The organism is Streptomyces fractus (assembly GCF_049844455.1).
In the GTDB taxonomy this organism is placed as follows: domain Bacteria; phylum Actinomycetota; class Actinomycetes; order Streptomycetales; family Streptomycetaceae; genus Streptomyces; species Streptomyces fractus.
Genome location: NZ_JBMYHI010000002.1, coordinates 6,132,374 through 6,158,084, shown reverse-complemented (window position 1 = coordinate 6,158,084; position 25,711 = coordinate 6,132,374). Strand labels below are relative to the sequence as shown.

Sequence of the window (25,711 nt, the reverse complement as noted above, 5' to 3'; positions counted from 1 at the left end):
AACGGGCGCGTCACAGGCCCAGCGCCGCCAGCCGCCGCTCGGCCCGCGCGGGGGCGTACAGCTCCTCCACCACCAGCGCTCCCGCTCCGATGAGCGCCGCGCGCTCGCCGAGCCGGGAGGTGACCACGTCCAGGTGCGCGGTCGAGCGGGGCAGGGCCCGTTGATACAGAAGTTCACGGACGCCCGTGAGGAAGGCAGTTCCGGCCAGATCTCCGGCGATCATGAGAACGCCGGGATTGAGGAGCGTCACGACGGTCGCGAGGACCTCGCCGACCCCGTGCCCCGCCTCCCGTGCGAGCCGCAGCGCCTCCGGGTGCCCGGCGGCGAGCAGCTCGCGCACGTCGGAGCCCGACGTCGCCGGGACCCCCGCCTCGCTCAGCCGGCGCGCCACCGCCCGGCCGCTGGCGACGGCGGCCAGGCAGCCGTACGAGCCGCACTTGCACAGCGCGTCCGCCCCGTCCGGCACGCGGATGTGCCCGATGTCGCCCGCGCCGCCGTCGATGCCCCGGTAGATCCTGCCGTCCACGACGACCCCCGCGCCGATCCCGGTGGAGACCTTGACGAGGGCGAAGGCGCGGCAGTCGGGGTGGGCGGTGCGCTGTTCCCCGTACGCCATGAGGTTGGCGTCGTTGTCGACGAGGACCGGGAGTTCGGCCGGGGTGCCCGCGCCCTCGGCGGCCGCGCGGGCGAGCCGGCCCACGATGTCGTAGCCGTCCCAGCCGGGCATGATCGGCGGCTGGACGACCCGGCCGGAGTCGAAGTCGACGGGTCCCGGCACCGCTAGGCCGATCCCGCACACCAGGCCGGGCGAGCGGTCCGCCTTCCGCAGCAGGTCGCCGAACCAGCCGCCGAGTCGGGACAGCACCCGCTCGGGGCCGTCGTCGACGGTGAGGGTGTCCATGTGCTCCGCGAGCACCTCGCCGGTCAGGGACAGGACGGCGGCGCGGGCGTGCCGGGTGTCGAGGTCGGCGGCGAGCACCACGGCGTGCGCGTCGTCGAACTCCAGGTGGATCGAAGGGCGGCCGCCGAGGCGGGAGTTGACCGGACCCGCCGCGCCCTCGCGCAGCCAGCCCGCGCGGAAGAGCCGGTCGAGGCGCTGGCCGACCGTGGCCCTGGACAGGCCCGTCACCTCCTGGAGGGCGCCCCGTGTGGTCGCCCTGCCGCTGCGCACCAGGTGCAGCAGCTCCCCGGCGCTCGCCTGATTCCCCGCCATGCCGCCTCTACCCCCTTGCGTTCATCAACTGTGCGTTACATTCTAGGTTTTGCGTGTTAAGCAGACGTAACCCTATGCTGCGGGACGCGTAACCGGGAGCCCCGGGAAGGGGCGGGGGGAGGGCCTGTGGAGCACACGACCGAGCGGCGCGGAGGAGCCCTGCGGCCCGCGCGGCCCCGCTCCTCCTTACGGGACCGCGCCGCGCGCGTGCTCGACGCGAACTGGACGGGGACCTCGACCGTTCCCTCGCGCACGCTCTACCCCCACCAGTGGTCGTGGGACTCGGCGTTCATCGCGATCGGCCTGCGCCATGTCTCTCCGCTGCGCGCCCAGGGCGAGTTGGAGACGCTGCTCGCCGCGCAGTGGGGCGACGGCCGGATCCCGCACATCGTCTTCAACCCCGCCGTCGCGCTCGACGCCTACTTCCCCAGCCCCGACTTCTGGCGCTCCTCCACCGCGGGCCGCGCCGCGGGCGCCCCGGCCGCCGTGCAGACCTCCGGCATCGTGCAGCCGCCCGTCCACGCGCTGGCCGCCTGGCTGGTGCACCGCGCGGACCCGGCCCTCTCCCGCTCCCGCGGCTTCCTGGCGCGCGTCTACCCCGGCCTCGCCGCCTGGCACCGCTACCTCCTGCACCGCCGCGACCACGGCGGCGCGGGCCTCGTCTCCGTGGTCCACCCCTGGGAGCAGGGCATGGACAACAGCCCGTGCTGGGACGCCCCGCTGCGCCGGATCTCCCCCACCCCCGCCGGGGCGTTCCGCCGCGCGGACCTGGAGCACGGGGCGGCGCAGGACCGGCCGACGGACCTCGACTACGGGCGGTACGTACGGCTCGCCGCCGAGTACCGGAATCGTGAATACGCGGACGGGGGCGGGGAGTTGACGGCCTTCGCGGTCGAGGACCCCTCCTTCAACGCCCTGCTCGCGGCCTCCGAGCACGCGCTGGCCCGGATCGCCTGCGAGCTGGGCGCCGCGGGGACGGCGCGGCACGCGCGCGCGGAGCGGCTGACGGCGGCGCTGGTGCGGCGGCTGTGGGACCCGGAGGCCGGGATGTTCTTCTGCCGGGATCTACGGGGCGGGGGCGGGCTCGTCCGCGAGTACGGCATCTCCGGGCTGCTGCCGCTGATCCTGCCGACGCTGCCGCGCGAGGTGGTGCGGGCGCTCGTGGACACGGCGAGCGGCCCGCACTTCGGTGTCGGGGAGCTGGTGCGGATGGCGCCCAGCTACGACCTGCTCGGGCCGGCCTTCGACCCGCACCGCTACTGGCGCGGCCCCGCCTGGTTCAACACCAACTGGCTTCTGGAGCACGGCCTGCGGCTGCACGGCGAGCACGCGCGGGCCGCGCGCCTTCGCGCCGCGATGCTCGACGTCGCGGGCGCGTCCGACTTCGCCGAATACGTGGATCCCCGTACGGGGGCGGGCTGCGGCGCCCGCGGCTTCGGCTGGACGGCCGCGCTGACGCTGGATCTGCTGGCCGAGAGGACGTCACGATGACGGATGGGCACGGACACGGGTACGGGCAGGGGCGAGGGCGGGGGCGCCAACTCCTGGTGCACGGAGGGACGTTCGTGGCGACCGACCCGTCCGGCGCGCTGACCGCGGTGCGCGGCGGCTCCTCGCCGGACGGCCTGTTCGTGCGGGACGCGCGCCACCTGTGCCGCTGGCAGCTCACGGTCGACGGGGCGGCGCCTGAGGTGCTGACCCCCATGTCCTACGAGGAGGAGGGCGTCGCGCGCTGTGTGCTCGTGCCGCGCGGCGGGCGCCAGGAGCCGTCGGCGTACACGCTGTTCCGCGAACAGGCCGTGGCGGAGGGCTCGTTCGTGGAGCTCCTGAAAGTCGTCTCGAACCGCTCGGTGCCGACGACGGTACGGATCGCGCTCACGGTCGACGCCGACTTCACCGACCAGTTCGAGCTGCGCTCCGACCACCGCACGTACACGAAGATCGGAGCGGTGCGCACGCGCGAAGTCCTCGACGACGGCGTGGAGTTCACGTACAAGCGGGGCGACTGGTACTCGTCGACGACGGTGACGAGCGAGCCCGCGCCGGACGCGGTGGAGGAGACGGGGACCGGGGCGCGCCGCCTCGTGTGGACGCTGGACCTCGCGGGGCAGGGCAGCGCGGAGCTGCTGCTGCGGGTGGTGGCGCGACCTTCGGGCGCGGAGCCTGCAAGGCCGGCGGCGGGCCCGGCGGAGGTCGCGGCCGAACTGGCGGAGACCGTAAGGGAGTTCACTCAGGGCATCGAGCTTTCGGGCGCGTGGCCGGAGCTCGCGGACGCCTGTGCGCGGGGCCTTGCCGATCTGGCGGTGCTGCGGGTGCCGGCGACCGGACCCGACGGGGAGCGGCATCTGGTTCCGGCGGCCGGGGTGCCGTGGTTCCTGACGCTGCTCGGCCGGGACGCGGCGCTGACGTCGTTGTTCGCGCTGCCCTACCGGCCGGAACTCGCCGCGGCGACGCTCCCCGTCCTGGCGGCGACGCAGGCCACCGGGGCGGTGGAGGAGGCGGTGGCGCAGCCCGGGAAGATCGTGCACGAGGTGCGGCACGGGGAGCTGGCGCACTTCGGGCAGGTGCCGTACGGGCGCTACTACGGCTCGGTGGACGCGACGCCGCTGTTCCTCGTGCTCCTTGCCACGTACGTGGAGCAGACCGGGGACGCCGCTCTCGCCCGGCGTCTTGAGCCCCACGCACGGGCGGCGGTGGGCTGGATGCTCGACCACGGCGGGCTCACGTCGCGCGGCTACCTCGTGTACCGCGCCGACCGGGGCGGGCTCGCCAACCAGAACTGGAAGGACTCCCCCGGCGCGATCTGCTCCGCGGACGGCGGCCGGGCGACGGGGCCCGTGATGGCGGCGGGTGCGCAGGGGTACGCGTACGACGCGTTGCGGCGCACGGCGGTTCTGGCGCGGACGGTGTGGGACGACAAGGTGTACGCGGACCTGTTGACGCAGGCGGCGTCGGACCTGCGGGACCGTTTCGTACGGGACTTCTGGATGGAGGAGGCAGGGTTCCCCGCGCTGGCGTTGGACGGGGAGGGACGCCAACTGGACGCGCTGGCGTCCGACGCGGGTCACTTGCTGTGGTCGGGGCTGCTGGACAAGGACTACGGGGAGGCGGTCGGCCGCCGACTCCTGGAGCCGGACTTCTTCTCCGGCTGGGGTGTCCGCACGGTGGCCTCCGGCCAGGCCGCGTACCACCCGCTGTCCTACCACCGGGGTTCGGTGTGGCCGCACGACAACGCGCTGATCGCTCTCGGTCTCGCCCGGTACGGGTTGCACGACGAGGCGCGGACGGTGGCGTCCGGCCTGATCTCCGCGGCAACCGCCTGCGGCGGGCGCCTCCCGGAGGTCCTGGCGGGCTACGCCAGGTCTGCGCACCCGGCGCCCGTGCCCTACCCGCACGCGTGCGCCCGCGAGTCCCGCTCCGCGGCGACGCCCCTGGCCCTACTCACCGCGGTGGGCGCCTGACGTCTCTGCGACCGGCACCGCGGCCTGTGAGCTGCGACGGGGTCGACGCCGTAGCAATGGTTACGCGGCACCGTGCGCCGCCTTGCCCACCCTGCCGCCCAAGGCGGCAGATTGCCCAAGTCGGTGACGATACCGAGCCCATCCAGCCCTTCCGTCGGTAGGCCAATCAAGCCCCCGCGGCGGGTGGGCATATCAAGCCCCTGCGGCGTTTGAGCAGCGGGGTCCGGGGCGGAGCCCCGATCTTTCAAGCCCCGCCGGCGATTGAGGCGCGGGGTCCGGGGCGGAGCCCCGTGGCCGGGGGACGGGGCCGCGCAACAGGAGTCCGGTCAGCCGCCAGACGTGTCGAGTTCCGCGTCCTCGGAGAGCCCCGCACAGTCGTACGGGTCCTTCAGCCACCCGTCCGGCAGAACCACCCGACCGTTGCCGGAGGTGCGGCCCCGAGGCCCGTCGGCCCCCGAGGGCCACCCCTGGTCCAGGTCCAACTCGTCGAGCCCGGAACGGAGTTCGGCCAGGGACGACGTGGTCGCGAGCCGCTTGCGCAGCTCACCGCCGACCGCGAACCCCTTCAGGTACCAGGCCACATGCTTACGGAAGTCGATCACGCCCCGCGACTCGTCACCGATCCACTCCCCGAGCAACGCCGCATGCCGCACCATCGCGTCGGCCACCACCCGCAGCGTCGGCCGGACCCGCTCCTCGCGCCCCTCGAACGCCGCCACCAGATCCGCGAACAGCCACGGCCGGCCGAGGCACCCGCGCCCCACGACCACCCCGTCGACCCCGGTCTCGCGGACCATGCGCAGCGCGTCGTCCGCCGACCAGATGTCGCCGTTGCCCAGCACCGGGATCTCCGGGACGTGCTCCTTCAGGCGCGCGATCGCGTCCCAGTCGGCCGTGCCGCCGTAGTGCTCCGCCGCCGTACGCCCGTGCAGCGCGATCGCCGTGACGCCCTCCTCGACCGCGATCCGTCCCGCGTCGAGGTACGTGATGTGGTCGTCGTCGATGCCCTTGCGCATCTTCATCGTGACCGGGAGGTCCCCGGCGCCGGACACGGCCTCCTTGAGGATCGCGCGCAGCAGGTTCCGCTTGTACGGGAGCGCGGAGCCGCCGCCCTTGCGCGTCACCTTCGGGACCGGGCAGCCGAAGTTCAGGTCGATGTGGTCGGCCAGGTCCTCTTCCGCGATCATGCGGACGGCCTTGCCGACGGTGGCCGGGTCGACCCCGTACAGCTGGATCGACCTCGGCTTCTCACTCTCGTCGAAGTGAATGAGCTGCATGGTCTTCTCGTTGCGCTCGACCAGCGCCCGCGTCGTGATCATCTCGCTCACGAACAGGCCCTTGCCGCCGGAGAACTCCCGGCACAGCGTGCGGAACGGGGCGTTCGTGATCCCCGCCATGGGGGCGAGCACCACGGGGGGCTGCACCAGGTGGGGACCAATGGTCAGAGCGGACATCGCTGGGCTCTCCGGAACGTACGACTTCACCTTCGACGGGCGCGGACAAGCATCCATTGTCCCTCACTCCCCGCCCGGCCCTCGCTCAGCCCGTCACGGCCGCCGGAGCCGCCAGTCCCGCCAGCCGCTCGCCGGTCTCCTCGTCCGCGGGAACGTACGCGACCAGGCGGTACGCGCTGTGCTCCGGCGACAGCCACAGGTTGCGGTGCTCCAGGCGCAGCAGCCCCGCCTCGGGGTGCCGGTAGCTCTTGACGTGCGGGACCGTCGGCGCGACCTCGTGCCGCTCCCAGATCGCGCGGAACTCCGCCGACGCCTCCAGGAGGCGGGCCACCCGCGCCTTCCAGGCCGGTTCGGCGACGTGCTCGGCCATCGACGTGCGGTACTTGGCGGCCAGGTCGCGCAGCATCTCGTCGCGGTCGAGGAACTGCTCGCGCCAGCGGTCACTCATGGCGAGCAGCCACATGCAGTTGCGCTCTTCGGGCGGGAGTTCCATGGGGTCGCCGAAGACGTCGGCGTAGGCGCGGTTGGCGGCGAGGACGTCGTAGCGGGCGTTCTGCAGGGCCGCCGGGTAGGGCGCCAGGGTGTCCATGAGGCGCAGCATCGTGGGTGTGACGGCCGGGCAGACGGTCTCGGCGTGCGGGTCGGTGGTGCCCGCGAGGGCGAAGGCGTGGCCGCGCTCGGTCGGATCCATCTGGAGGGCGCGGGCGATCGCGTCGAGGACGCCGGGCGACACGTTGATCGCGCGGCCCTGCTCCAGCCACGTGTACCAGGTGACGCCGACGGCGGCGAGGTGCGCGACCTCCTCGCGGCGCAGGCCCGGCGTGCGGCGGCGGGCGGTGCGCGGCAGCCCGGCCCGCTCGGGCGTGATCCGCTCGCGACGGCTGCGCAGGAACGCGGCGAGTTCGGTGCGGCGGGGGTCGTCGGAGACGGGGCGGGTCGACATGCCACCAGGATGCCCGGACCGTCATCCGGTTGCCAGGTACTGCCTGTAACAGGATGAGAAGACTCTGGTACCAGGCTGAGCGTCCGGCGATGGTCGAGCCATGACCACGCTCGAAACCACCAACGCCCCACCGGCCGACGACACCCCGCACCTCGGCCCCGTCGGCCTGCTCACCGTCCTCCTCGGCGCCGCGCTGCCGATGATCGACTTCTTCATCGTGAACGTCGCCCTCCCCAGCATCGAGCGCGACCTGAACGCCTCCGCCGCGGGACTGGAGATGATCGTGGCCGGTTACGCGGTCGCGTACGCCGTGCTGCTGGTGCTCGGCGGGCGGCTCGGCGACACCTTCGGGCGCAGGCGGCTGTTCCTCGCCGGGGTCGCCGCCTTCGGGCTCACCTCGCTGGCCTGCGGACTCGCGCCCACCGCGTGGACCCTGGTCGGCGCCCGGGTCGCGCAGGGCGCCGCGTCCGCGCTGATGCTGCCGCAGGTCCTCGCCACCATCCACGCCACGACGAGCGGGGAGCGGCGAACGCGGGCTGTGTCCCTGTACGGGTCCGTGGGCGGCGTCGGCATCGTGCTCGGGCAGGTGGCCGGCGGTCTCCTGGTGGCCGCCGACGTGTTCGGCACGGGCTGGCGCGCGGTGTTCCTCGTGAACGTGCCGGTCGTCGTCCTCGCGCTGCTGCTCGCCGTACGGTCCGTGCCGGACAGCCGCGCCGAGCGGCCCGCGCGCGGTGACCTCGCGGGCACGGCGCTGTTCGCCGCGTCGCTGATCGCGCTGCTGCTGCCGCTGACGGAGGGGCGGGCGACGGGGTGGCCGGTGTGGTCGGTGGTCTCGCTGGTCGCGGCGCCGTTCCTGGTCCTGGCGTTCGTGGCGGTGGAGCGGCGCGCCGAGCGCACGGGCGGGAGCCCACTGCTGCCGCCCTCGCTGGTGGCGGCGCCCGCGGTGCGGCGCGGCCTCGTGCTCGGTCTGCCGATCTTCATCGGGTTCGCGAGCTGGATGTTCGTCAGCGCCGTCACCCTCCAACAGGGCCTGCGCTACGGTCCGTTGGAGGCCGGTCTGACGCTGGTCCCGATGGGTGTGGCGCAGTTCGCGGCGTCGACGCTGGCGCCCCGGCTCGCGGCGAGGTTCGGCTCGCGGACGCTGGTGGTGAGCGTGGTGTCGCACATCGCGGGGCTCGCCGCGTTCGCGCTCACCGCGCTGTGGGTGCCGTGGGACCGGATCACGCCGCTGGTGCTGGCGCCGGGGCTCGCCCTGACGGGAATCGGCACCGGGCTCCAGTTGCCGCTCTACTACCGGATCGTGCTGGGCGCGGTGCCGGCGGCGCGGGCCGGGGCGGGCAGTGGGCTCGCGGCGACGGTGCAGCAGGCGTGCCTCGCGGTGGGCGTGGCCACGCTTGGGTCGTTGTTTCTGGCGGTGGTGCCGGGGGCGGGGATGCGGGTGGCGCTTGTGGTGGTGTTCGCGGTGCAGGCGGTCGGGCTTCTCGGGCTCGCGGTGCTGGCGTTGCGGCTACCGCGAGACCTCACTTGACCGCCCTCCGCCCACGGGGCTCCGCCCCGGACCCCGCTGCTCAATCGCCGCAGGGGCTTGAGTGGTCTCACCTCACAGCAGATCCGGCTACCGTCGGACACATGCCCGATGCACGACAAACACTGACCCACCGCCGGCGGATGCTCGTTCTGGCGATCTGCTGTATGAGCCTGCTGATCGTCAGCCTCGACAACACCGTCCTGAACGTCGCCCTCCCCTCCATGGCGAAGGACTTCGACGCCACGCTCTCGGGCATGCAGTGGACGATCGACGCCTACACCCTGGTGCTCGCCGCGCTGCTGATGCTCGCCGGTTCGACGGCCGACCGGATCGGGCGGCGGAAGGTCTTCACGATCGGCCTGACCGTCTTCACGGTCGCCTCCGTCGCCTGCTCGCTCGCCCCGTCGCTGGAGGCGCTGGTCGCGTTCCGGATGTTGCAGGCCGTCGGCGGCTCGATGCTCAACCCGGTCGCGATGTCGATCATCACGAACACGTTCACGGACCCGCGCGAGCGGGCCCGTGCCATCGGCGTGTGGGGCGGCGTCGTCGGTATTTCCATGGCGGCCGGGCCGCTGGTCGGCGGGCTGCTCGTGGACTCCGTCGGCTGGCGCTCGATCTTCTGGATCAACCTGCCCGTCGGCCTCGCGGCCCTGCTCCTCACGATCCGCTACGTCCCCGAGTCCCGCGCCCCGAAGGCCCGCCGCCCCGACCCGGTCGGCCAGCTCCTGATCATCGCGCTGCTCGGCTCGCTCACGTACGCGATCATCGAGGCGCCCGACGCGGGCTGGACCTCCGTACGGATCATCGTCTTCGCCGCGATCGCCGTCGCCGCGCTCATCGGCATCCTCATCTACGAGCCCCGCCGCGAGGAACCCCTCATCGACCTGCGGTTCTTCCACTCGGCCCCGTTCAGCGGCGCCACCGTGATCGCGATCTGCGGCTTCGCGGCGCTCGGCGGCTTCCTGTTCCTGTCGACGCTCTACCTCCAGGACGTACGCGGCCTGGACGCGCTGCACGCGGGCCTGTGGATGCTGCCGATGGCGGCGATGACGCTGGTGTGCGCCCCGCTGTCCGGGCGGCTGGTCGGCAGCCGCGGACCGCGGCTGCCCCTGCTCGTCGCGGGCGTGATGATGACGGCGAGCGGCGTCCTCTTCGCGGCGTTCGACGCGGAGACCTCGAACGTCACGCTCTTCATCGGCTACGTCCTGTTCGGCATCGGCTTCGGCTTCGTGAACGCGCCGATCACCAACACGGCCGTCTCCGGAATGCCGCGCGCCCAGGCGGGCGTGGCCGCCGCGGTCGCCTCCACCAGCCGCCAGATCGGCCAGACCCTCGGCGTCGCCGTGATCGGCGCGGTCCTCGCGTCGGGCGTCGCGGAATCCTCGTACGCCCATGCCTTCGTCGGCGCGAGCCGGACCTGCTGGTGGATCATCGCCGGGTGCGGCCTCGCCGTCCTGGCGCTCGGCGCGCTGACCAGCGGCCACTGGGCACGGGAGACGGCGCGGCGGACGGCGGAGCGTCTGGAGGACGCGGAGGACGCGGCGATGACCAAGGCCGCCGCCGGTTCATGACCCGGCGGCCGCCAACTCCTGGAGCCGGTCGAGGCGTTCACGGGAAGCGTCGTCCGCCGGCGCGTACGTGACCATGCGGGCGCCGCAGTCCCGGCCGAGCCACAGATCGGTGTGGACGACGGAGAGCGGCCCGACGTCCGGGTTGCGGAAGTGCTTGACCTTGCTGGGCACGGACCGCACGACGTCGTGCCGCTCCCAGAGCGCGCGGAACTCGGCGGACTCGTCGAGCAGCCGCTTCAGGACCAGCTTCCACGCGGGGTCGGCGAGACGGTCGGTCATGCCCGCACGGAACTTGGCGGCCAGGGTGCGCAACACGTCGTCGAGGAAGACGATCCCCGCGCGCCACTGCTCGTTGGTGAAGGCCAGCAGCATCCAGTTGCGGTCCTCGGGCGGGATCGCGTCCAGGTCGCTCAGCATCCGCCCGTACGTACGGTTGTAGGCGAGGATGTCGTAGCGGCTATTCATCACGCAGGCTGGCATCGGCTCCAACTGGACCAGCATCTGGCGCAGTTCGGGCGTCAGCGTGGCGCAGCTCGCCGCCGGTGTCGGGTCGATGGCGCCCGCGAGTCCGAACAGATGGGCCCGCTCGCTCGCGTCGAGCCGCAGCGTGCGGGCCAGCGCGTCGAGGACCTGCGCGGAGACCTGGATGTCACGGGCCTGCTCCAGCCACGTGTACCAGGTGACGCCGACCGCCGAGAGGTGGGCGACCTCCTCGCGGCGCAGGCCCGGCGTGCGGCGGCGCCGGCCGCGCGGCAGTCCCACGTCCTCGGGCGAGATCCGCTCGCGCCGGGTGCGCAGAAAGGCCCCCAGTTCGTGCCGCCGGATGTCGGCCGGACCGCTGCCGCGCACATCTGGCACATCCCGTGTCATCGTGGCCATGCACCCAGGATGGACCCCGCCGGAGCCTGTTTCCAGGTGGAGTTTCTACCAGGATAAGAACACTCTGGTACCCGTCTCGGAACCGGTCGACGCTCAATGGCATGACGACCCCCATCCAGGCCCGGCCCATCCACGCCGGTGACCGGACCCCGACCGCGCTCGGCGGCCTCGGCCTGCTCACCGTGCTGCTCGGCGCGGCCCTGCCGCTCATCGACTTCTTCATCGTCAACGTCGCCCTGCCCACCATCGGCCGCGATCTGCACGCGAGCGAACCCGTCCTCGAACTCGTCGTGGCGGGCTACGGGATCACGTACGCGGTCCTGCTCGTCCTCGGCGGCCGGCTCGGCGATCTCCTCGGGCGCCGCCGCCTGTTCGTCCTCGGCACGGCGGCCTTCGGCCTCACCTCGCTGGCCTGCGGACTCGCGCCCACCGCGTGGACCCTGGTCGCCGCCCGGGTCGCGCAGGGCGCCGCGTCCGCGCTGATGCTGCCGCAGGTCCTCGCCACCATCCAGGCCACGACGAGCGGCCCGCACCGGGCGCGCGCCATGAGCAAGTACGGCGCCACGGCCGGTCTTTCGATGGTGGCGGGCCAGGTGCTCGGCGGCCTGCTCGTCTCGGCCGACCTGCTCGGCACGGGCTGGCGCTCGGTGTTCCTGGTGAACGTGCCGGTCGTCGTCCTCGCCCTGGTGCTCACCGCCCGTACGGTCCCGGAGACCCGCTCCGACCGGCCGGAGCCGGTCGACGTGCCCGGCACGATATTGCTCGCGCTCGCCCTGATCGCACTGCTCGCCCCGCTGACCGAGGGCCGGGCCGCGGGCTGGCCGCTGTGGACGTGGCTGAGCCTCGCGGCGTTCCCGTTCCTCGCGTACGTCTTCTACGCGGTGGAGCGCGCGGCCGACCGCGCGGGACGCACCCCTCTCGTACCGCCGTCGCTCTTCCAACTCACGTCGCTGCGGCGCGGGTTGGTGATGATCGTGCCGTTCTCCATCGGCTTCAGCGGGTTCATGTTCGTGATCGCGGTGGCGTTGCAGCGCGGTGAGGGCCTCGGTGCGACGGAGGCCGGGATGACGATCGCGCCGATGGCGGCGGTCTTCTTCGCGACCTCGCTCGCGGGGCCGCGCCTGGTGTCCCGCTGGGGCGCGCGCGTCGTCACGGTGGGCGGCCTGCTGCAAGCGGCCGGGGTGGCGCTGATCGCGTTCGCCGCATGGCGCTCCTGGCCGGACCTCGGGATCCTGGAGATGCTGCCGGGATCGGTGCTCGCCGGGGCGGGACAGGCGCTCCAGCTGCCGATCATCTTCCGGATCGTCCTCTCCGAGGTGCCGGCGGCGAGGGCGGGCGTCGGCAGCGGCGTGATGACGACGACGCAGCAGGCGGCGCTCGCGCTGGGCGTGGCCACGCTGGGTTCGCTGTTCCTCTCCGTGGCACCCGGCGCGGGCATGCGCGACGCGCTGGTGCTGACGCTGCTGGTGCAGCTCGCCGCGGTGGCGCTGACGACGCTGCTGAGCGTGCGGCTGCCGCGCCGGATCGCCTGACCGCCGAGCACACACCCACAGAGGAGGTGACAGGTGACAGATATTGAAATCTGTCACCTGTCATGCGACGCTGGAGTCACCCACCCGAAGGAGCCCCCATGACCACCGCCCTCCCCACCCGCACCCTCGGCACCACGGGCCCGCGCACCGCCGCCCTCGGCCTCGGCTGCATGGGCATGTCCGCGCTGTACGGCGAGGCCGACCGCGCCGAGTCCATCGCCACGGTGCACGCCGCGCTCGACGCCGGGGTCACGCTCCTCGACACCGGCGACTTCTACGCGATGGGCCACAACGAGATGCTGCTCGGCGAGGCCCTGCGCACGGCGCCCACCGCGGCCCGGGAGAACGCGTTGACCAGCGTGAAGTTCGGCGCCCTGCGCGGCCCGGACGGCTCCTGGAACAGCTACGACGCCCGCCCCGAGGCGGTGAAGAACTTCGCCGCGTACTCGCTTCAGCGCCTCGGCGTCGACCACATCGACATCTACCGGCCCGCCCGCCTCGACCCCGAGGTGCCGATCGAGGAGACGGTCGGCGCGATCGCCGAACTCGTCGAGCAGGGGTACGTGCGCCACATCGGCCTGTCCGAGGTCGGCGCGGACACCATCCGCCGGGCGGCGGCGACGGCCCCGATCTCCGACCTCCAGATCGAGTACTCGCTCATCTCGCGCGGCATCGAGGAGTCGATCCTGCCGGCCACCCGCGATCTCGGCATCGGCGTCACCGCGTACGGCGTGCTCTCGCGCGGCCTGATCTCCGGCCACTTCACGCGCGACCGCAAGCTCGGCGCGGGCGACTTCCGTGCCTTCAGCCCGCGCTTCCAGGGCGAGAACCTCCAGCACAACCTGGACCTCGTCGAGCAGCTCCGCAAGATCGCCGAGCAGAAGGGCGTGAGCGTCGCGCAGATCGCGATCGCGTGGGTGTCCGCCCGCGGCGAGGACATCGTCCCGCTGATCGGCGCCCGCACCCGCGAGCGTCTGACGGAGGCCCTCGGTTCCCTCGACGTCACGCTGGACGCCGCCGACCTCGCCGCCATCGAGGAAGCGGTGCCCGCCGACGCCGCGGCCGGCGACCGTTACCCGGCGGCCCAAATGGCACACCTCGACAGCGAGCACTGATCAGCGGCCCGGTAACTTCGTAGCCATGGCCCCCGAGACCCTGACCCCCGAGCGCATCCTCGCCGCGACAGAGGACGTCCTGCGCAGGCACGGCCCCGCGAAGGCGACCGTCGTCGACGTGGCGCGCGCGCTCGGGGTCAGCCACGGCTCGGTGTACCGGCACTTCCGTACGAAGGCGGAGCTGCGCGGCGCGGTCACGAAGCGCTGGCTGGACCGGACGACGGCGCGGCTCGCCGAGGTCGTCGCCGCGGACGAGCCCGCGGCCGACAAGCTGCGTCACTGGCTCGCGACCCTCTTCGAGGCCAAGCGCCACAAGGCGGGCGACGACCCCGAACTCTTCGCCACGTACTCCGTCCTGACGGACGAGCAGGGCGGCGTGGTCGACGCGCACATCTCCGAGCTCACGGCTCAGCTGACGTCGATCCTCCAACAGGGCGTCGACGCGGGCGAGTTCGAGGCGGATGACCTCGCCGCGACGTCCCGGGCGGTCTTCGAGGCCACGGCCCACTTCCACGATCCCGTGTATGCGGGCGAGTGGTCCCGGGAGGGCGCGCGGGAGGCCTTCGACGCGGTCGTGTCGCTTGTGCTGCGCGGGTTGCGGAGCTAGACGGGGTTGCGGTCGCGGGGCTCCGCCCCGGACCCCGCTGCTCAATCGCCGCAGGGGCTTGAATTTACGCAACCGGGCCCGGCCCACCTGCGGGTGGACCGGGCCCGAACGCTCAGCTTCAGCAGCCGACGAGCCGCGCCGCGAGGTAGCCCTCGATCTGGTCGAGCGACACCCGCTCCTGCTTCATGGTGTCCCGCTCACGCACGGTCACCGCGTTGTCGTCGAGCGTGTCGAAGTCGACCGTGACACAGAACGGCGTACCGATCTCGTCCTGGCGACGGTAACGACGGCCGATCGCACCCGCGTCGTCGAAGTCGATGTTCCAGTTCTGCCGCAGCGCCTGCGCGAGCCCCTTCGCCTTCGGCGACAGCTCCGGGTTGCGGGACAGCGGGAGCACCGCGACCTTCACCGGGGCGATGCGGTGGTCGAAGCGCATGACCGTGCGCTTCTCCATCTTGCCCTTGGCGTTGGGCGCCTCGTCCTCGACGTACGCGTCCATCATGAACGCGAGCATCGCGCGGCCGACACCGGCCGCGGGCTCGATGACGTACGGCGTGTAGCGCTCGCCCTTCTCCTGGTCGAAGTAGGAGAGGTCCTGGCCGGAGGCCTTGGAGTGCGCCGACAGGTCGTAGTCGGTGCGGTTGGCGACGCCCTCGAGCTCGCCCCACTCGCTGCCGCCGAAGCTGAAGCGGTACTCGATGTCAGCGGTGCGCTTCGAGTAGTGGGAGAGCTTCTCCTTCGGGTGCTCGAACCAGCGCATGTTCTCCTCGCGCATGCCGAGGCCCGTGTACCAGTTCCAGCGCTGCTCCATCCAGTACTCCTGCCACGCCTCGTCCTCGCCGGGCTTGACGAAGAATTCCATCTCCATCTGCTCGAACTCGCGGGTGCGGAAGATGAAGTTGCCGGGCGTGATCTCGTTGCGGAACGACTTGCCCATCTGCGCGATGCCGAAAGGCGGCTTGCGGCGCGAAGTCGTCTGCACCTGGCTGAAGTTGGTGAAGATGCCCTGCGCGGTCTCGGGGCGCAGGTAGGCGACGGAGCCGCTGTCCTGCGTCGGGCCGAGGTGCGTGGAGAGCAGGCCGGAGAACTGCTTGGGCTCGGTGAACGTGCCCTTGTTGCCGCAGTTGGGGCAGCTGAGGTCGGCCAGACCGTTCTCGGGGAGCCGGCCCTTCTTCGCCTCGTACGCCTCCTCAAGGTGGTCCGCACGGAACCGCTTGTGGCAGGAGGTGCACTCGGTGAGCGGGTCGGTGAACGTGGCGACGTGGCCGGAGGCCTGCCAGACCTCGGTCGCCAGGATCACGGACGAGTCGATACCGACGACGTCCTCGCGCGAAGTGACCATGTAGCGCCACCACTGACGCTTGAGGTTCTCCTTCAGCTCCACGCCCAGCGGCCCGTAGTCCCAGGCAGCGCGCTGACCACCGTAGATCTCACTGCAGGGGTAGACGAAGCCACGGCGCTTGCTGAGGCTGACGATGGTGTCGATCTTGTCGGCGGCCACGGTGCTCTCTTCATTACGACGACGGTGAGCGCGCTGGATACGCGCTCCGGGAGCGAATGCTTCAGGTTACCGGCGGGCCCACCCCCCGAACCAAATCGGTTCCGGGGACAGAGCGGGACCGAGCGTGACGAAGACCTCGACCAAGACCTTGACCCAAGACCTTGTTGACAACCGTTTCCAGTTTTGTTGAAAATGACAGTCATGAACGTACGACGATCCCGCCGCCTGATACCCGTAGCCGCCGTCACCGCCCTCGGTCTCGGCGCCTTGACCGCGTGCGGCAGCTCCGCCGCGGAAGACAAGGGGAGCGGCGGCAAGCTGAGCGTCGTCGCGTCGTTCTATCCGATGCAGTACCTCGCCCAGGAGATCGGCGGCGACCACGTCGACGTCACGAACCTGACCGAGCCCGGCCAGGAGCCGCACGACCTGGAGGTCAGCGCCAAGCAGCGCGCCCAGCTCGAGGAGTCCGACGTCGCCGTCTACCTGAAGGGCCTCCAGCCCTCCGTCGACGAGGCGATCGACCAGTCCGACATCAAGACGAAGATCGACGCGGGCTCCCTGACCTCCCTGGAGAAGCACGGCAACGAGGTCGACGGCCACGACCACGGGCACGCCGAGCACACCCACGACGAGGACGCCGCCGACCCGCACATCTGGCTCGACCCGGTGAAGTACGCCGAGGTCGCCGAGGGCGTCGGCAAGGCGCTTGAGAAGGCCGACCCGGACCACGCGGCCGAGTACAAGAAGAACACCAAGGCCCTGGTCGGAAAGCTGGACGACCTCACCACCAAGTACGAGAAGGGCCTCAAGGACGCTGCATCCTCGGGGTCCGCGACGTTCATCACGACGCACGCCGCCTTCGGCTACCTCGCCGAGCGCTACGGCCTCACCGAGGAGGCCATCAACGGCCTGGACCCGGAGAGCGAGCCCAGCGCCGCCCGCGTCAAGCAGCTCCAGCAGACGGCCGAGCACGACGGCGTCTCCACCGTCTTCTACGAGACGCTCGTCAGCGACAAGACGGCCAAGACCCTCGCGGGCGACGCGAAGCTCAAGACCGATGTGCTCGACCCGATCGAGGGCATCACGAAGAAGTCCAAGGGCGACGACTACATCTCGGTCATGGAGTCGAACCTCGCGGCGCTCCAGAAGGCGCTGGGCACCAAGTGACCCCGGAGGAGAGCGACATGGGCGACGTGAGCGAACGGGAAGCCGTCATCTCGCTGAGCAAGGTGACGGCCGAGCTCGGCGGGCGCCCCGTGCTGCGCGGCATCGACCTCACCGTGCACCGCGGCGAGGTCGTCGCCCTGCTCGGGGCGAACGGGTCGGGCAAGTCCACCGCCATCCGCAGCGTCATCGGGCAGGTCCCGACCACCGGCGGCGGCATCGAGATCTTCGGCACACCCCGGCGGCGCTTCAAGGACTGGGCCCGCGTCGGCTACGTACCGCAGCGCACGACGGCCGCGGGCGGCGTGCCCGCGACGGTCACCGAGGTCGTCTCCTCCGGCCGCCTCTCGCGCGCGAGGTTCGGCCTGATGCGCAAGGCCGACCGGGACGCGGTGACCCGCGCCCTCGAACTCGTCGGGATGGCGGACCACGCGAAGGACTCCGTGGACGCGCTCTCCGGCGGCCAGCACCAGCGCGTGCTCATCGCGCGCGCCCTGGCCGCCGAACCCGAGCTGCTGATCATGGACGAGCCGATGGCGGGCGTCGACCTGGCCAGCCAGGAGATCCTCGCGGCGACGCTGCGCACGCAGGTCGCGGCCGGCGCCTCCGTCCTGCTCGTGCTGCACGAACTCGGCCCGCTGGAGCCGCTGATCGACCGCGCGGTCGTCCTGCGCGACGGCTGCGTGCTGCACGACGGCCCGCCCCCGCAGGCCGTCGGCCAGCACGCGCTGCCCGGCCACGACCACGTACACCCGCACACGCACGCGGCCGCCGAACCGATCCGCACAGGACTGCTGAGCTGATGGAACTCCTCTCGTACGACTTCATGCGGCGGGCGCTGCTCGCCGCCGTCCTCGTCGGCATCACGGCCCCGGCCGTCGGCATCTACCTCGTCCAGCGCCGCCAGGCCCTGATGGGCGACGGCATCGGCCACGTGGCGATGACGGGCGTCGGCCTCGGCTTCCTGCTCTCCACCTCGCCGGTGTGGATGGCGACGCTGGTCTCCGTACTCGGCGCCGTGATCATGGAGTTGATCCGCTGGTACGGGAAGACGCGCGGCGACATCGCGCTCGCGATGCTCTTCTACGGCGGCATGGCGGGCGGCGTCATGTTCATCAACCTGGCGCCCGGCGGCTCCAACGCCAACCTCAACTCGTACCTCTTCGGCTCGCTCTCGACGGTGTCGCAGGACGACGTCCTCGCCATCTGCCTGCTCGCGGCGTTCGTGGTGCTCGTGACGGTGGGCCTGCGCAAGCAGCTGTTCGCGGTGAGCCAGGACGAGGAGTTCGCGCGGGTCACGGGCCTGCCGGTGCGCGCGCTCAACCTGCTCATCGCGGTCACGGCGGCGGTCACCGTGACGGTCGCGATGCGCGTGGTCGGACTGCTGCTCGTGTCCGCCCTGATGGTGGTGCCGGTCGCCGCCGCGCAGCAGCTGACCCGCAGCTTCAAGGCGACGTTCGTGATCTCGGTGGCGCTCGGCGTCGCGGTGACACTCGGCGGCACGGTCACGTCGTACTACCAGGACGTGCCGCCCGGGGCGACGATCGTGCTGCTCACCATCGCGGCCTTCATCGTCCTCGCGGTGCTCGCGAAGCCGCTCGCGCGGCGCAGGGCGCGCTCCGTCCCGGTGCCCGCGGGGGCCCCGGCCGACTGCCCGATCCCCGAGCAGACGGCGGCTCCTTCGTTTCACGGATGACGCCCGCACGGCGCCTCCTGGCACAATGGCGGCGGTACGTACGTGCAGGGATGTGAGGAGAAACCCGTGGCAGCCCCGGTTCGAGGCAGGTCCACCCGCCAGCGCGCGGCCGTGGCGGCGGCGCTCGACGAGGTGGACGAGTTCCGCAGCGCCCAGGAGCTGCACGATGTCCTCAAGCACAAGGGCGACTCGGTCGGGCTGACCACGGTCTACCGCACGTTGCAGTCCCTCGCCGACGCCGGCGAGGTCGACGTCCTGCGCACCTCCGAGGGCGAGGCGGTCTACCGCCGCTGCTCCACCGGGGACCATCACCACCACCTGGTCTGCCGCGTCTGCGGCAAGGCGGTGGAGGTGGAGGGCCCCGCGGTGGAGAAGTGGGCCGAGGCGATCGCCTCCGAGCACGGTTACGTGAACGTGGCCCACACGGTGGAAATCTTCGGCACGTGCGCGGAGTGCGCCGCCGGTTGACCTGTTCATCCCCTGCGGCGGGTGGGCAAATTCAAGCCCCTGCGGCGATTGAGCAGCGGGGTCCGGGGCGGAGCCCCGTGACGTTGAGCGCGCGGCGCCGCCGGGGCGCTGCCCCGGACCCCGCGCCTCAATCGCCGGCGGGGCTTGATTCGGCCTACTTACGCAGCAGCACCTCGTTCGGCGTGGCCCCGCCGAACCGCCGGTCCCGGGACGCGTACTCCACACACGCCCGCCACAGATCGCGGCGGTCGAAGTCCGGCCACAGGACGTCCTGGAAGACCATCTCGGCGTACGCGCTCTGCCACAGAAGGTAGTTGGACGTGCGCTGTTCGCCGCTGGGGCGCAGGAACAGGTCCACGTCGGGCATGTCCGCGTAGTACAGGTACCTGGCGAAGGTCTTCTCGCTCACCTTCGACGGGTCGAGCCGCCCCGCCTTCACGTCCTCCGCGAGCGCCTGCGCCGCGTCGGCGATCTCGGCGCGGCCGCCGTAGTTCATGCAGAAGTACAACGTCAGCTTGTCGTTGTCCTTGGTCTGCTCCTGGGAGATCTCCAGCTCCTTGGCGACCGACTTCCACAGCTTGGGCATGCGGCCCACCCAGCGCACGCGGACACCGAGCTCGTCGAGCTGGTCACGGGTCTTGCGGATGAAGTCCCGGTTGAAGTTCATGAGGAAGCGGACCTCGTCGGGCGACCGCTTCCAGTTCTCCGTCGAGAACGCGTACAGGGAGATGGCGCCCACGCCCATCTCGATGGCGCCCTGGAGGACGTCGAGCACGCGCTCGGCGCCGACCTTGTGGCCCTCGGTGCGCGGCAGGCCGCGGTCCTTGGCCCAGCGCCCGTTGCCGTCCATCACGATCGCCACGTGCTGGGGCACCAGCTCGCCGGGGACCTTCGGCGGCCGCGCGCCCGACGGGTGCGGTTCGGGCGCTGTGTACTCACGGCGGTTCCGTCCGAGGATTCCGCGACGTGCCATGTTCCGGGCCTCTCCCCTAGCTCAGTGCCAGCTCTCGCTAGCTTTTCTCTACGTAGCGCAGCGAGCGCAGTCCGCGCTCCAGGTGCCAGTGCAGGTAGGCCGACACCAGCCCGTTGCCCTCCCGTACGTACCGTGGCTCGCACGTGTCCGCCGTCTCCCAGTCTCCCGTGAGCAGCGCGCCGAGCAGGTCGAGGGCCTGCGGTGAGGGTACGACGCTGCCCGGTACCCGGCAGTCGACGCAAACCGAGCCGCCCGCGCCGACGGAGAAGAACCGGTTCGGACCGGGCATTCCGCACTTCGCGCAGTCGCCGAAGCTGGGCGCGTAGCCGTTGACCGCGAGCGAGCGCAGCAGGAACGCGTCGAGGACGAGGCCCGGCGCGTGCTCCCCGCGCGCGAGGGTGCGCAGGCCGCCGACCAGGAGCAGGTACTGCTGCACCGCGGGCTCGCCCTCGTGATCGGTGAACCGTTCCGCCGTCTCCAGCATCGCGGTGCCCGAGGTGTAGCGCGCGTAGTCCGTCACGATCCCGCCGCCGTACGCGGCGATGGTCTCGCTCTGCGTGCAGAGCGGGAGCCCGCGGCCGATCAACTCGCTGCCCCGCGCGAAGAACTGCACGTCGACGTGCGAGAAGGGTTCGAGCCGGGCGCCGAACTTGGACTTGGTGCGCCGCACACCGCGGGCGACGGCGCGCACGCGTCCGTGGTTGCGGGTGAGCAACGTGATGATGCGGTCGGCCTCGCCGAGCTTCTGGGTGCGCAGCACGACTCCGTCGTCCCGGATCAGACTCATCGCGCGCCCGCCCCCTGGGTGCGCGGCACCATGCCGTCGTCGCGGAACAGACTCATGCCACCCATTGTCCCCTACGGACGGATCCCGTTTACGGGAACGGGGGCAGCGATGCCCCCGGATCCTCCGGCCGGCCCGTCGACGGCCGCCGCGTACGCCCTACGGCACCTCGCCCCGGCTTCTTCTGTTCTCGTACGCCGTCGCCGCGCGTACCCGCTCCGTCGTCGACGCCACGCGCAGCACCTCCGGCGGGCAGTCCCACTCGCGCCCGCCCCCGAAGGGCCGCAACTGTACGTACGGCCCCTCGTGCCCCATCACTCGTCCCACCTGACCCGTGCTCGTGTCGACCGCGTACGAACCGATCGGCGGTTTCATGGCGTAGCGCTCCTGTCGTCCGGCCCTGCGAGGAGTACGGCGGCGAGCCGGGCCGCCGCGTCAACCGGACAACGCCCCAATTCCACCAAGGGACACGGGGCACTCCGTGCGATTGACCCGGGGTCGAGGCCGAGCGAGGGCAGCACAATTCCCGCTCCGGCGAGTGCGGCTCGCAATGTCTCCACCATTTCCTCGGCTTCCTCCACGCACAGCGCGGCGTGCTTCGATTGTTCCGTCACGTGGCTCCCCTGCCTCATTGAATTTCACGCTTTGTGTCTCCACGGTGGCGGACTGTCCCTACAGTGGGGAGAGGTCTGCGCGCTACAACTGCGGTGCTTGACTTGGGGGTTGGCCATGGCCAAGGGTTCGCGCCAAGCGGCGTGGGAGTTCTTCGGAGTGGAGCTGAAGCGGCGCCGCGAGGACGCGGGGCTGACCCAAGTGGAGTTGGGGATACGGGTATTCGTTTCCGGCGGCTACATCGGCCAATTCGAACAGGCAATTCGCAAGCCGCAGTTGGATGTAGCCCGCAGGATCGACGAGGCGCTGCGAACCGACGGTATTTTCGAGCGGATGTGGCGAAGCCTTATCGACGACCATCGCTACGCGGGGTATTTCGCGGAGGTGGTCGAGCTTGAGCGGCTCGCGACCCGCATCTGTGAGTTCGCGCCGATCGTGGTGCCGGGTCTGTTGCAGACGGCCGCGTACGCCCGGGCCGTCACACTCGCGGCGAACCCGTTCGTCACGGACGAGTACGTGGAGGAGAAGGTGACCGCCCGCCGAGAGCGGGCGAACATCCTCCGGGACGCTACAAGGCCCGAGTACTGGGTGGCGCTGCACGAGAACGTGCTGCGCACACCGGTGGGTGGACCAGCCACCATGGCCGATCAGTTGGAGCACATCGCCGAGGTGACACGTCGGCGGGTCGCGTTGGTGGCGGTGATTCCATACGTGGCGGGAGCGTTCCCCTCCATGGGCGGGATGCTCAAGCTCATGGAGTTCGAGGACGCCCCGCCGGTTGCCTATACAGAGACTGAGTATTCGGGGACGCTCATCGATGATCCGGCCGTGGTGAAGCACTCGTTGCGCACATACGATCTGTTGAGGGGCGCCGCGCTGTCGCCGGAGGTGACCCTGGCCCTGATCGAGTCGGCGGCGGAGGACCACAGACGATGCGCGACTACGACCTGAACAACACCCGCTGGCGCAAGAGCAGTTACAGCAACGGGCAAGGTGGTGACTGCCTCGAGGTCGCCGACGGAGTCCCCGGTGTCGTGGCCGTCCGGGACTCCAAGGTCAGTGGCGGTGACGTCGTCGTCATCGGCGGGGCCGCGTGGTCCGCCTTCGTGGACGGGACGCCTGCCATGAGGTGAGTGCCGCCAGGACCGCCACCGCAACCAGCACCGCGGGTACCGGCGCCGCCCTCGACACCAGCGTGATGACGTACGGCGTGAACATCCCCACGTACGCCGCCGTCCAGAACTTCGCCGTCCAGCCCGCCAGTTGGTGCGCGGGCGCGAGCGCCACCGTGCGGGTCAGGCCGTACGTGAGCGTCAGGCCGTAGCCCGCGCCGAGGATCGCCGCGGCGACCAGGGCCACCGCCTCGCTCCCCGTCCCCGCCGCGGCGGCGGCCACCGCCGCGCCGACCGCGATCGTGACGAGCCCCGGTGCCACGGAGGCAACGGCACGGCGGGCCGTCAGCAGGCCGATGCCGGGGACCACGGCCGTCGCGACACCCGTGAGGATCAGGCCCTCGTGGAGGCTCCCGGGCAGCGTGACGAAGCCGATCGTGGGCGCCGCGAAGATCCACGGGGCGACGGTGAGTACCTCGCGGCGGAAGGCCCGCGTGGGGTGTGGCCCGTCCGGGGCGCGCCGCACGTCACGGCGCCCGGCCTGCGTCTCGGGCTCCCGCGCGGCCAGCGCCCCCGCGACGACGCCGAGCACCACGTGCGGAACGTACGCCGTCACCATCGGCCACGGCGCCCACTGCGCGATGAGGGCCGCGCCGAGGCCACCCGTGGCGAAGCCCGCCGAGACGAAGAGGCCCGAGCGGCGCGGTGAGCCCGACAGTTCCTTGATCCACGCGCTGCCCGCCGCGAGCAGCGCACCCGCGCTGACGCCGGTCAGGAAACGGCCCGGCAGCAGCAACCACGTGGCGCCGAGGCCCCCGGCCATCAGGAGGAGCGTGGACAGGACGTTCAGGGCGAGTGCCGCGAGCGCGACCGGCCGCCGTCCCCTGCGGTCCGCCATCGGCCCCGCCACGAGCAGCGCCGGTATGAGGCCCACCACGTACAGCGCGAACAGCCCCGTCACCGTCGACTCGGTCAGGCCGAGGTTGCTGCGGTAGGCGCCGAGCAGGGCCGAGAACTGGTTGGCGCTCCAGCCGGACGCCAGCATGATCCAGGCGGCCCGGCCGCCGTGGACCGGATCCTTGGCGGGCGCGGGGACCGGCACGGCCGGCGCGGGGGTCACAGGTCGGGTCATGCCACCAGTGGTACGTGCCGCGCCGTTCGGCACGCACCGGACATTCATGAATCGTGAACGGCCCGTGCCGCTCGCCCCGCTCTCCGCCTACGCTGGACGCATGGCGCTTGACCTGCGGCTTCTGTCGTCGTTCCTGGCGGTCGTCGAAGAAGGGCACTTCGGGCGGGCCGCCGGACGGCTCTTCCTGTCGCCGCCCGCCGTGACACAGCACGTGCGGCGCCTGGAGAGCGAGGTCGGCGCGCGGCTGCTCGACCGGACGGCGACGCCCGTCGTGCCGACCGCCGCCGGGGTGCGCATGGCCGGGCACGCGCGCGTGCTGCTCGCCGCCGCGAACGCCGCGCTCGACGACGTGGCCGAGGTCACGGCCCGGGAACCGGCGGGCGGCCGACCGCTGCGGGTGGGGATCATGGGGCACGGCTCGGCCGAGCTGACCCCGGCCGCCATCAACGCGTACCGGCGGGCCCGCCCCGACGTGAAGGTCGAGATCCGGCAGCTGAACTTCACGGAGCACGTGACCGCCCTCCTGGAGGACCGGGTCGACGTCGCGTTCGTGCGGCCGAGCCCGGACGACGAGCGGGTCGTCGCCGACATCCTCACCACGGAGCAGCGGATCGTCGTGGTGCCCGAGCGCTCGCCGCTCGCGGACGCCCGCACCATCGGTGTGGGCGTCAAGGACGTGGCCGACCTGCCGTTCTTCCGGGTGCCCCGGCACACCCCGCACACCTTCGTCGACTACCTGTACTTCGACGACCGGGCGCAGCGCCGCAGCACCGAGTGCGCGCTCACCCCGCAAGAGGTGCTGACCGGCGTCGTGACGGGACGGTCCGCCGGTTCGGGTCTGCGGTCCTTCGCGCGGTACTACGCGTGGCCCGGCGCGGTGTTCGTGCCGGTGCTCGACGCGCCGTGGGAGAGCAGCTATCTGGCGGTGCGGGCCGACGAGGACAACCCGGAGGTGCGGATCTTCCGGGCGCTGGCCACGGCGCTGGCGAAGGACCTGGGCCCGGTCATCAACTCGCGCCCGCTGACCGGTGGTTGATCGTATCCGGCCGCCGGGCGGGCGCGGTCGAGGAGCGGGAACTCCTCGCCGGAGGCGTTCCATGCCTCCACGAGGCCGTCCGTGTAGAGAAGCAGCCGGTCGCCGGACTGCAACCAGTAGCGGGACCGGGCGGGCGTGCAGCCGAGGTCCAGGGGCAGCGAACAGGTCACCGGGGTGAGGAACTTGGGGTGGGCGCCCATCCGCAGGGGCGGCGGGTGGCCGCAGTTGACGAGCCGGACCTCGCCCGGCGCGAACTCGGCGAACACGGCCGTGACGAAGTCCTCAGGACCGAGCACGGGGGCGAGTCGGGCGTCGAGGCGCACGGCGAGTTCCGTGAGGTCCTCGGTGACGTAGGCGAGGTCGCGGAACCCGTCTGCGGCCGCCGCGTTGACGCACACCGCGTCGAGGCCGTGTCCCCGTACGTCGCCGATGAACACCCTTAGCCCGTAAGGGGTTTCGGCCACCGCGTACACGTCGCCGCCGACCGTGGCCGGAGCGACCGCGCAGTGGTGGCGGGTGTGCACGCCGATGTCGCCGAACCGCGCGTCGACCGGGCGCAAGAGCGCCGCCTGGGTCGCCTGCGCCACCTCGCCGAGCCGGTACAGCCGGGAGGAACAGGCCGCCGCCTCGCGGGCGATGTGGACCGCGGCGAGGCCGCCGACGAGCAGCACGAGGTACTCGACCGCGAGTTGCGGCCCCGCGTCGACGTGCCGGACGACGCCCACCGTCACCGCGAGGACCAGGACCCAGGCGGCCGTGGTGAGCGTGGCCCGGGCACCGAGCCGGGCGCAGGCCAGGAGCGGGCCGATGAGCAGAACCGCGACAGCGGGATGCGCGGGATGCCCGGCCCCGGCGCAGGCCGCGAGCGCGGCGGACAGGACGAGGAGGGCCGCGCACAGCGCGCGGTCTCCCCACCGACTTCGTAGCATT

General features: G+C 71.9%; 23 protein-coding genes and 1 pseudogene. 14 read left to right on the top strand and 10 right to left on the bottom strand.

Features of this window, described 5'->3' with window-relative positions; genetic code table 11:
• Positions 1-10: 10 nt before the first annotated feature.
• Complete coding sequence (locus tag ACP4E5_RS29800; RefSeq protein WP_425833976.1) at positions 11-1,213, bottom strand: ROK family protein; 1,203 nt, start codon at positions 1,211-1,213, stop codon at positions 11-13.
• A 126-nt stretch (positions 1,214-1,339) separates the two neighbouring features.
• On the opposite strand from ACP4E5_RS29800, the gene ACP4E5_RS29795 reads away from it, so the two are divergent.
• Together ACP4E5_RS29795 and ACP4E5_RS29790 are read left to right on the top strand one after the other, a co-directional pair.
• Positions 1,340-2,704: an MGH1-like glycoside hydrolase domain-containing protein gene (locus tag ACP4E5_RS29795; RefSeq protein WP_425833974.1), complete on the top strand. Its 1,365-nt coding sequence runs from the start codon at positions 1,340-1,342 to the stop codon at positions 2,702-2,704.
• Positions 2,701-4,674 (top strand): amylo-alpha-1,6-glucosidase, encoded by a 1,974-nt coding sequence (locus tag ACP4E5_RS29790; RefSeq protein ID WP_425833972.1) that lies wholly within the window; start codon positions 2,701-2,703, stop codon positions 4,672-4,674. Before ACP4E5_RS29795 ends, ACP4E5_RS29790 begins: the two co-directional genes overlap by 4 nt.
• Before the next feature lie 326 nt (positions 4,675-5,000).
• Here the strand turns inward: ACP4E5_RS29790 and dusB are convergent, their stop codons facing one another.
• Positions 5,001-6,128 (bottom strand): tRNA dihydrouridine synthase DusB, encoded by a 1,128-nt coding sequence (dusB, locus tag ACP4E5_RS29785; RefSeq protein ID WP_425833970.1) that lies wholly within the window; start codon positions 6,126-6,128, stop codon positions 5,001-5,003.
• A gap of 85 nt (positions 6,129-6,213) precedes the next feature.
• Complete coding sequence (locus ACP4E5_RS29780; RefSeq protein WP_425833968.1) at positions 6,214-7,071, bottom strand: helix-turn-helix transcriptional regulator; 858 nt, start codon at positions 7,069-7,071, stop codon at positions 6,214-6,216.
• Between the two features lie 100 nt (positions 7,072-7,171).
• On the opposite strand from ACP4E5_RS29780, the gene ACP4E5_RS29775 reads away from it, so the two are divergent.
• Together ACP4E5_RS29775 and ACP4E5_RS29770 are read left to right on the top strand one after the other, a co-directional pair.
• On the top strand, positions 7,172-8,599 hold the full coding sequence (locus ACP4E5_RS29775) for an MFS transporter (RefSeq protein ID WP_425833966.1): 1,428 nt from the start codon (positions 7,172-7,174) through the stop codon (positions 8,597-8,599).
• A gap of 101 nt (positions 8,600-8,700) precedes the next feature.
• Entirely contained in the window at positions 8,701-10,170 is a 1,470-nt protein-coding gene (locus tag ACP4E5_RS29770) for an MFS transporter (RefSeq protein WP_425833964.1), read from the top strand.
• On the opposite strand, the gene ACP4E5_RS29765 is transcribed toward ACP4E5_RS29770, so the two are convergent.
• The gene (locus ACP4E5_RS29765; RefSeq protein WP_425833962.1) at positions 10,165-11,049 is read right to left on the bottom strand and encodes a helix-turn-helix transcriptional regulator; all 885 of its coding nucleotides are present in this window, start codon (positions 11,047-11,049) and stop codon (positions 10,165-10,167) included. The genes ACP4E5_RS29770 and ACP4E5_RS29765 overlap by 6 nt on opposite strands.
• Positions 11,050-11,150: 101 nt before the next feature.
• Here ACP4E5_RS29765 and ACP4E5_RS29760 point away from each other — a divergent pair, with 101 nt between their 5' ends.
• The 3 genes from ACP4E5_RS29760 to ACP4E5_RS29750 all read left to right on the top strand — a co-directional run bounded on the left by ACP4E5_RS29760 (position 11,151) and on the right by ACP4E5_RS29750 (position 14,303).
• Entirely contained in the window at positions 11,151-12,581 is a 1,431-nt protein-coding gene (locus ACP4E5_RS29760; RefSeq protein WP_425833960.1) for an MFS transporter, read from the top strand.
• A 98-nt stretch (positions 12,582-12,679) separates the two neighbouring features.
• Entirely contained in the window at positions 12,680-13,696 is a 1,017-nt protein-coding gene (locus ACP4E5_RS29755) for an aldo/keto reductase (RefSeq protein ID WP_425833958.1), read from the top strand.
• A gap of 25 nt (positions 13,697-13,721) precedes the next feature.
• On the top strand, positions 13,722-14,303 hold the full coding sequence (locus ACP4E5_RS29750) for a TetR/AcrR family transcriptional regulator (protein ID WP_425833956.1): 582 nt from the start codon (positions 13,722-13,724) through the stop codon (positions 14,301-14,303).
• A gap of 118 nt (positions 14,304-14,421) precedes the next feature.
• Here ACP4E5_RS29750 and ACP4E5_RS29745 read toward each other — a convergent pair whose 3' ends face one another.
• The gene (locus ACP4E5_RS29745; protein WP_425833954.1) at positions 14,422-15,804 is read right to left on the bottom strand and encodes a glycine--tRNA ligase; all 1,383 of its coding nucleotides are present in this window, start codon (positions 15,802-15,804) and stop codon (positions 14,422-14,424) included.
• A 201-nt stretch (positions 15,805-16,005) separates the two neighbouring features.
• On the opposite strand from ACP4E5_RS29745, the gene ACP4E5_RS29740 reads away from it, so the two are divergent.
• The 4 genes from ACP4E5_RS29740 (at position 16,006) to ACP4E5_RS29725 (ending at position 19,132) form a co-directional block, all read left to right on the top strand.
• A complete protein-coding gene (locus tag ACP4E5_RS29740; protein WP_425833952.1) occupies positions 16,006-16,971 on the top strand; it encodes a metal ABC transporter substrate-binding protein in 966 nt (321 codons plus the stop codon).
• Between the two features lie 17 nt (positions 16,972-16,988).
• Positions 16,989-17,771, top strand: coding sequence for a metal ABC transporter ATP-binding protein (locus ACP4E5_RS29735; RefSeq protein ID WP_425833950.1), 783 nt, complete (start codon positions 16,989-16,991; stop codon positions 17,769-17,771).
• The gene (locus ACP4E5_RS29730; RefSeq protein WP_425833948.1) at positions 17,771-18,664 is read left to right on the top strand and encodes a metal ABC transporter permease; all 894 of its coding nucleotides are present in this window, start codon (positions 17,771-17,773) and stop codon (positions 18,662-18,664) included. The genes ACP4E5_RS29735 and ACP4E5_RS29730 overlap by 1 nt, the downstream gene beginning before the upstream one ends.
• Before the next feature lie 66 nt (positions 18,665-18,730).
• The gene (locus ACP4E5_RS29725) at positions 18,731-19,132 is read left to right on the top strand and encodes a Fur family transcriptional regulator (protein ID WP_425833946.1); all 402 of its coding nucleotides are present in this window, start codon (positions 18,731-18,733) and stop codon (positions 19,130-19,132) included.
• Positions 19,133-19,286: 154 nt separating this feature from the next.
• Here the strand turns inward: ACP4E5_RS29725 and ACP4E5_RS29720 are convergent, their stop codons facing one another.
• The 3 genes from ACP4E5_RS29720 to ACP4E5_RS29710 all read right to left on the bottom strand — a co-directional run bounded on the left by ACP4E5_RS29720 (position 19,287) and on the right by ACP4E5_RS29710 (position 21,264).
• The gene (locus tag ACP4E5_RS29720; protein WP_425833944.1) at positions 19,287-20,105 is read right to left on the bottom strand and encodes an isoprenyl transferase; all 819 of its coding nucleotides are present in this window, start codon (positions 20,103-20,105) and stop codon (positions 19,287-19,289) included.
• 37 nt (positions 20,106-20,142) lie between these two features.
• Complete coding sequence (gene recO, locus ACP4E5_RS29715; protein WP_425833942.1) at positions 20,143-20,892, bottom strand: DNA repair protein RecO; 750 nt, start codon at positions 20,890-20,892, stop codon at positions 20,143-20,145.
• Positions 20,893-21,048: 156 nt separating this feature from the next.
• Positions 21,049-21,264, bottom strand: coding sequence for a hypothetical protein (locus ACP4E5_RS29710; RefSeq protein ID WP_389278117.1), 216 nt, complete (start codon positions 21,262-21,264; stop codon positions 21,049-21,051).
• A 354-nt stretch (positions 21,265-21,618) separates the two neighbouring features.
• On the opposite strand from ACP4E5_RS29710, the gene ACP4E5_RS29705 reads away from it, so the two are divergent.
• Complete coding sequence (locus tag ACP4E5_RS29705) at positions 21,619-22,452, top strand: helix-turn-helix domain-containing protein (RefSeq protein WP_425833940.1); 834 nt, start codon at positions 21,619-21,621, stop codon at positions 22,450-22,452.
• Positions 22,434-22,634 carry a DUF397 domain-containing protein gene (locus tag ACP4E5_RS29700; protein WP_425833938.1) on the top strand — a complete coding sequence of 67 codons (201 nt, stop codon included), beginning with the start codon at positions 22,434-22,436 and terminating at the stop codon, positions 22,632-22,634. Before ACP4E5_RS29705 ends, ACP4E5_RS29700 begins: the two co-directional genes overlap by 19 nt.
• On the opposite strand, the gene ACP4E5_RS29695 is transcribed toward ACP4E5_RS29700, so the two are convergent.
• Positions 22,579-23,745 (bottom strand): MFS transporter, encoded by a 1,167-nt coding sequence (locus ACP4E5_RS29695; protein ID WP_425833936.1) that lies wholly within the window; start codon positions 23,743-23,745, stop codon positions 22,579-22,581. The two genes, ACP4E5_RS29700 and ACP4E5_RS29695, sit on opposite strands and share 56 nt — an antisense overlap.
• Positions 23,746-23,845: 100 nt before the next feature.
• On the opposite strand from ACP4E5_RS29695, the gene ACP4E5_RS29690 reads away from it, so the two are divergent.
• The gene (locus ACP4E5_RS29690; protein ID WP_425833934.1) at positions 23,846-24,781 is read left to right on the top strand and encodes a LysR family transcriptional regulator; all 936 of its coding nucleotides are present in this window, start codon (positions 23,846-23,848) and stop codon (positions 24,779-24,781) included.
• 20 nt (positions 24,782-24,801) lie between these two features.
• Here the strand turns inward: ACP4E5_RS29690 and ACP4E5_RS29685 are convergent.
• Positions 24,802-25,710 (bottom strand): annotated as a pseudogene (locus ACP4E5_RS29685) (PP2C family protein-serine/threonine phosphatase); the annotation flags it as partial.
• Between the last annotated feature and the right edge of the window lies 1 nt (position 25,711).

Bases quoted from the DNA above. Each gene is read 5' to 3' on its own strand.
- ACP4E5_RS29800 (WP_425833976.1), bottom strand. From the start codon at position 1,213: ATGGCGGGGAATCAGGCGAGCGCCGGGGAGCTGCTGCACCTGGTGCGC.
- ACP4E5_RS29790 (WP_425833972.1), top strand. From the start codon at position 2,701: ATGACGGATGGGCACGGACACGGGTACGGGCAGGGGCGAGGGCGGGGG.
- dusB (WP_425833970.1), bottom strand. From the start codon at position 6,128: ATGTCCGCTCTGACCATTGGTCCCCACCTGGTGCAGCCCCCCGTGGTG.
- ACP4E5_RS29780 (WP_425833968.1), bottom strand. From the start codon at position 7,071: ATGTCGACCCGCCCCGTCTCCGACGACCCCCGCCGCACCGAACTCGCC.
- ACP4E5_RS29775 (WP_425833966.1), top strand. From the start codon at position 7,172: ATGACCACGCTCGAAACCACCAACGCCCCACCGGCCGACGACACCCCG.
- ACP4E5_RS29770 (WP_425833964.1), top strand. From the start codon at position 8,701: ATGCCCGATGCACGACAAACACTGACCCACCGCCGGCGGATGCTCGTT.
- ACP4E5_RS29765 (WP_425833962.1), bottom strand. From the start codon at position 11,049: ATGGCCACGATGACACGGGATGTGCCAGATGTGCGCGGCAGCGGTCCG.
- ACP4E5_RS29760 (WP_425833960.1), top strand. From the start codon at position 11,151: ATGACGACCCCCATCCAGGCCCGGCCCATCCACGCCGGTGACCGGACC.
- ACP4E5_RS29755 (WP_425833958.1), top strand. From the start codon at position 12,680: ATGACCACCGCCCTCCCCACCCGCACCCTCGGCACCACGGGCCCGCGC.
- ACP4E5_RS29750 (WP_425833956.1), top strand. From the start codon at position 13,722: ATGGCCCCCGAGACCCTGACCCCCGAGCGCATCCTCGCCGCGACAGAG.
- ACP4E5_RS29740 (WP_425833952.1), top strand. From the start codon at position 16,006: ATGAACGTACGACGATCCCGCCGCCTGATACCCGTAGCCGCCGTCACC.
- ACP4E5_RS29735 (WP_425833950.1), top strand. From the start codon at position 16,989: ATGGGCGACGTGAGCGAACGGGAAGCCGTCATCTCGCTGAGCAAGGTG.
- ACP4E5_RS29730 (WP_425833948.1), top strand. From the start codon at position 17,771: ATGGAACTCCTCTCGTACGACTTCATGCGGCGGGCGCTGCTCGCCGCC.
- ACP4E5_RS29720 (WP_425833944.1), bottom strand. From the start codon at position 20,105: ATGGCACGTCGCGGAATCCTCGGACGGAACCGCCGTGAGTACACAGCG.
- recO (WP_425833942.1), bottom strand. From the start codon at position 20,892: ATGAGTCTGATCCGGGACGACGGAGTCGTGCTGCGCACCCAGAAGCTC.
- ACP4E5_RS29710 (WP_389278117.1), bottom strand. From the start codon at position 21,264: ATGAAACCGCCGATCGGTTCGTACGCGGTCGACACGAGCACGGGTCAG.
- ACP4E5_RS29705 (WP_425833940.1), top strand. From the start codon at position 21,619: ATGGCCAAGGGTTCGCGCCAAGCGGCGTGGGAGTTCTTCGGAGTGGAG.
- ACP4E5_RS29700 (WP_425833938.1), top strand. From the start codon at position 22,434: ATGCGCGACTACGACCTGAACAACACCCGCTGGCGCAAGAGCAGTTAC.
- ACP4E5_RS29695 (WP_425833936.1), bottom strand. From the start codon at position 23,745: ATGACCCGACCTGTGACCCCCGCGCCGGCCGTGCCGGTCCCCGCGCCC.
- ACP4E5_RS29690 (WP_425833934.1), top strand. From the start codon at position 23,846: ATGGCGCTTGACCTGCGGCTTCTGTCGTCGTTCCTGGCGGTCGTCGAA.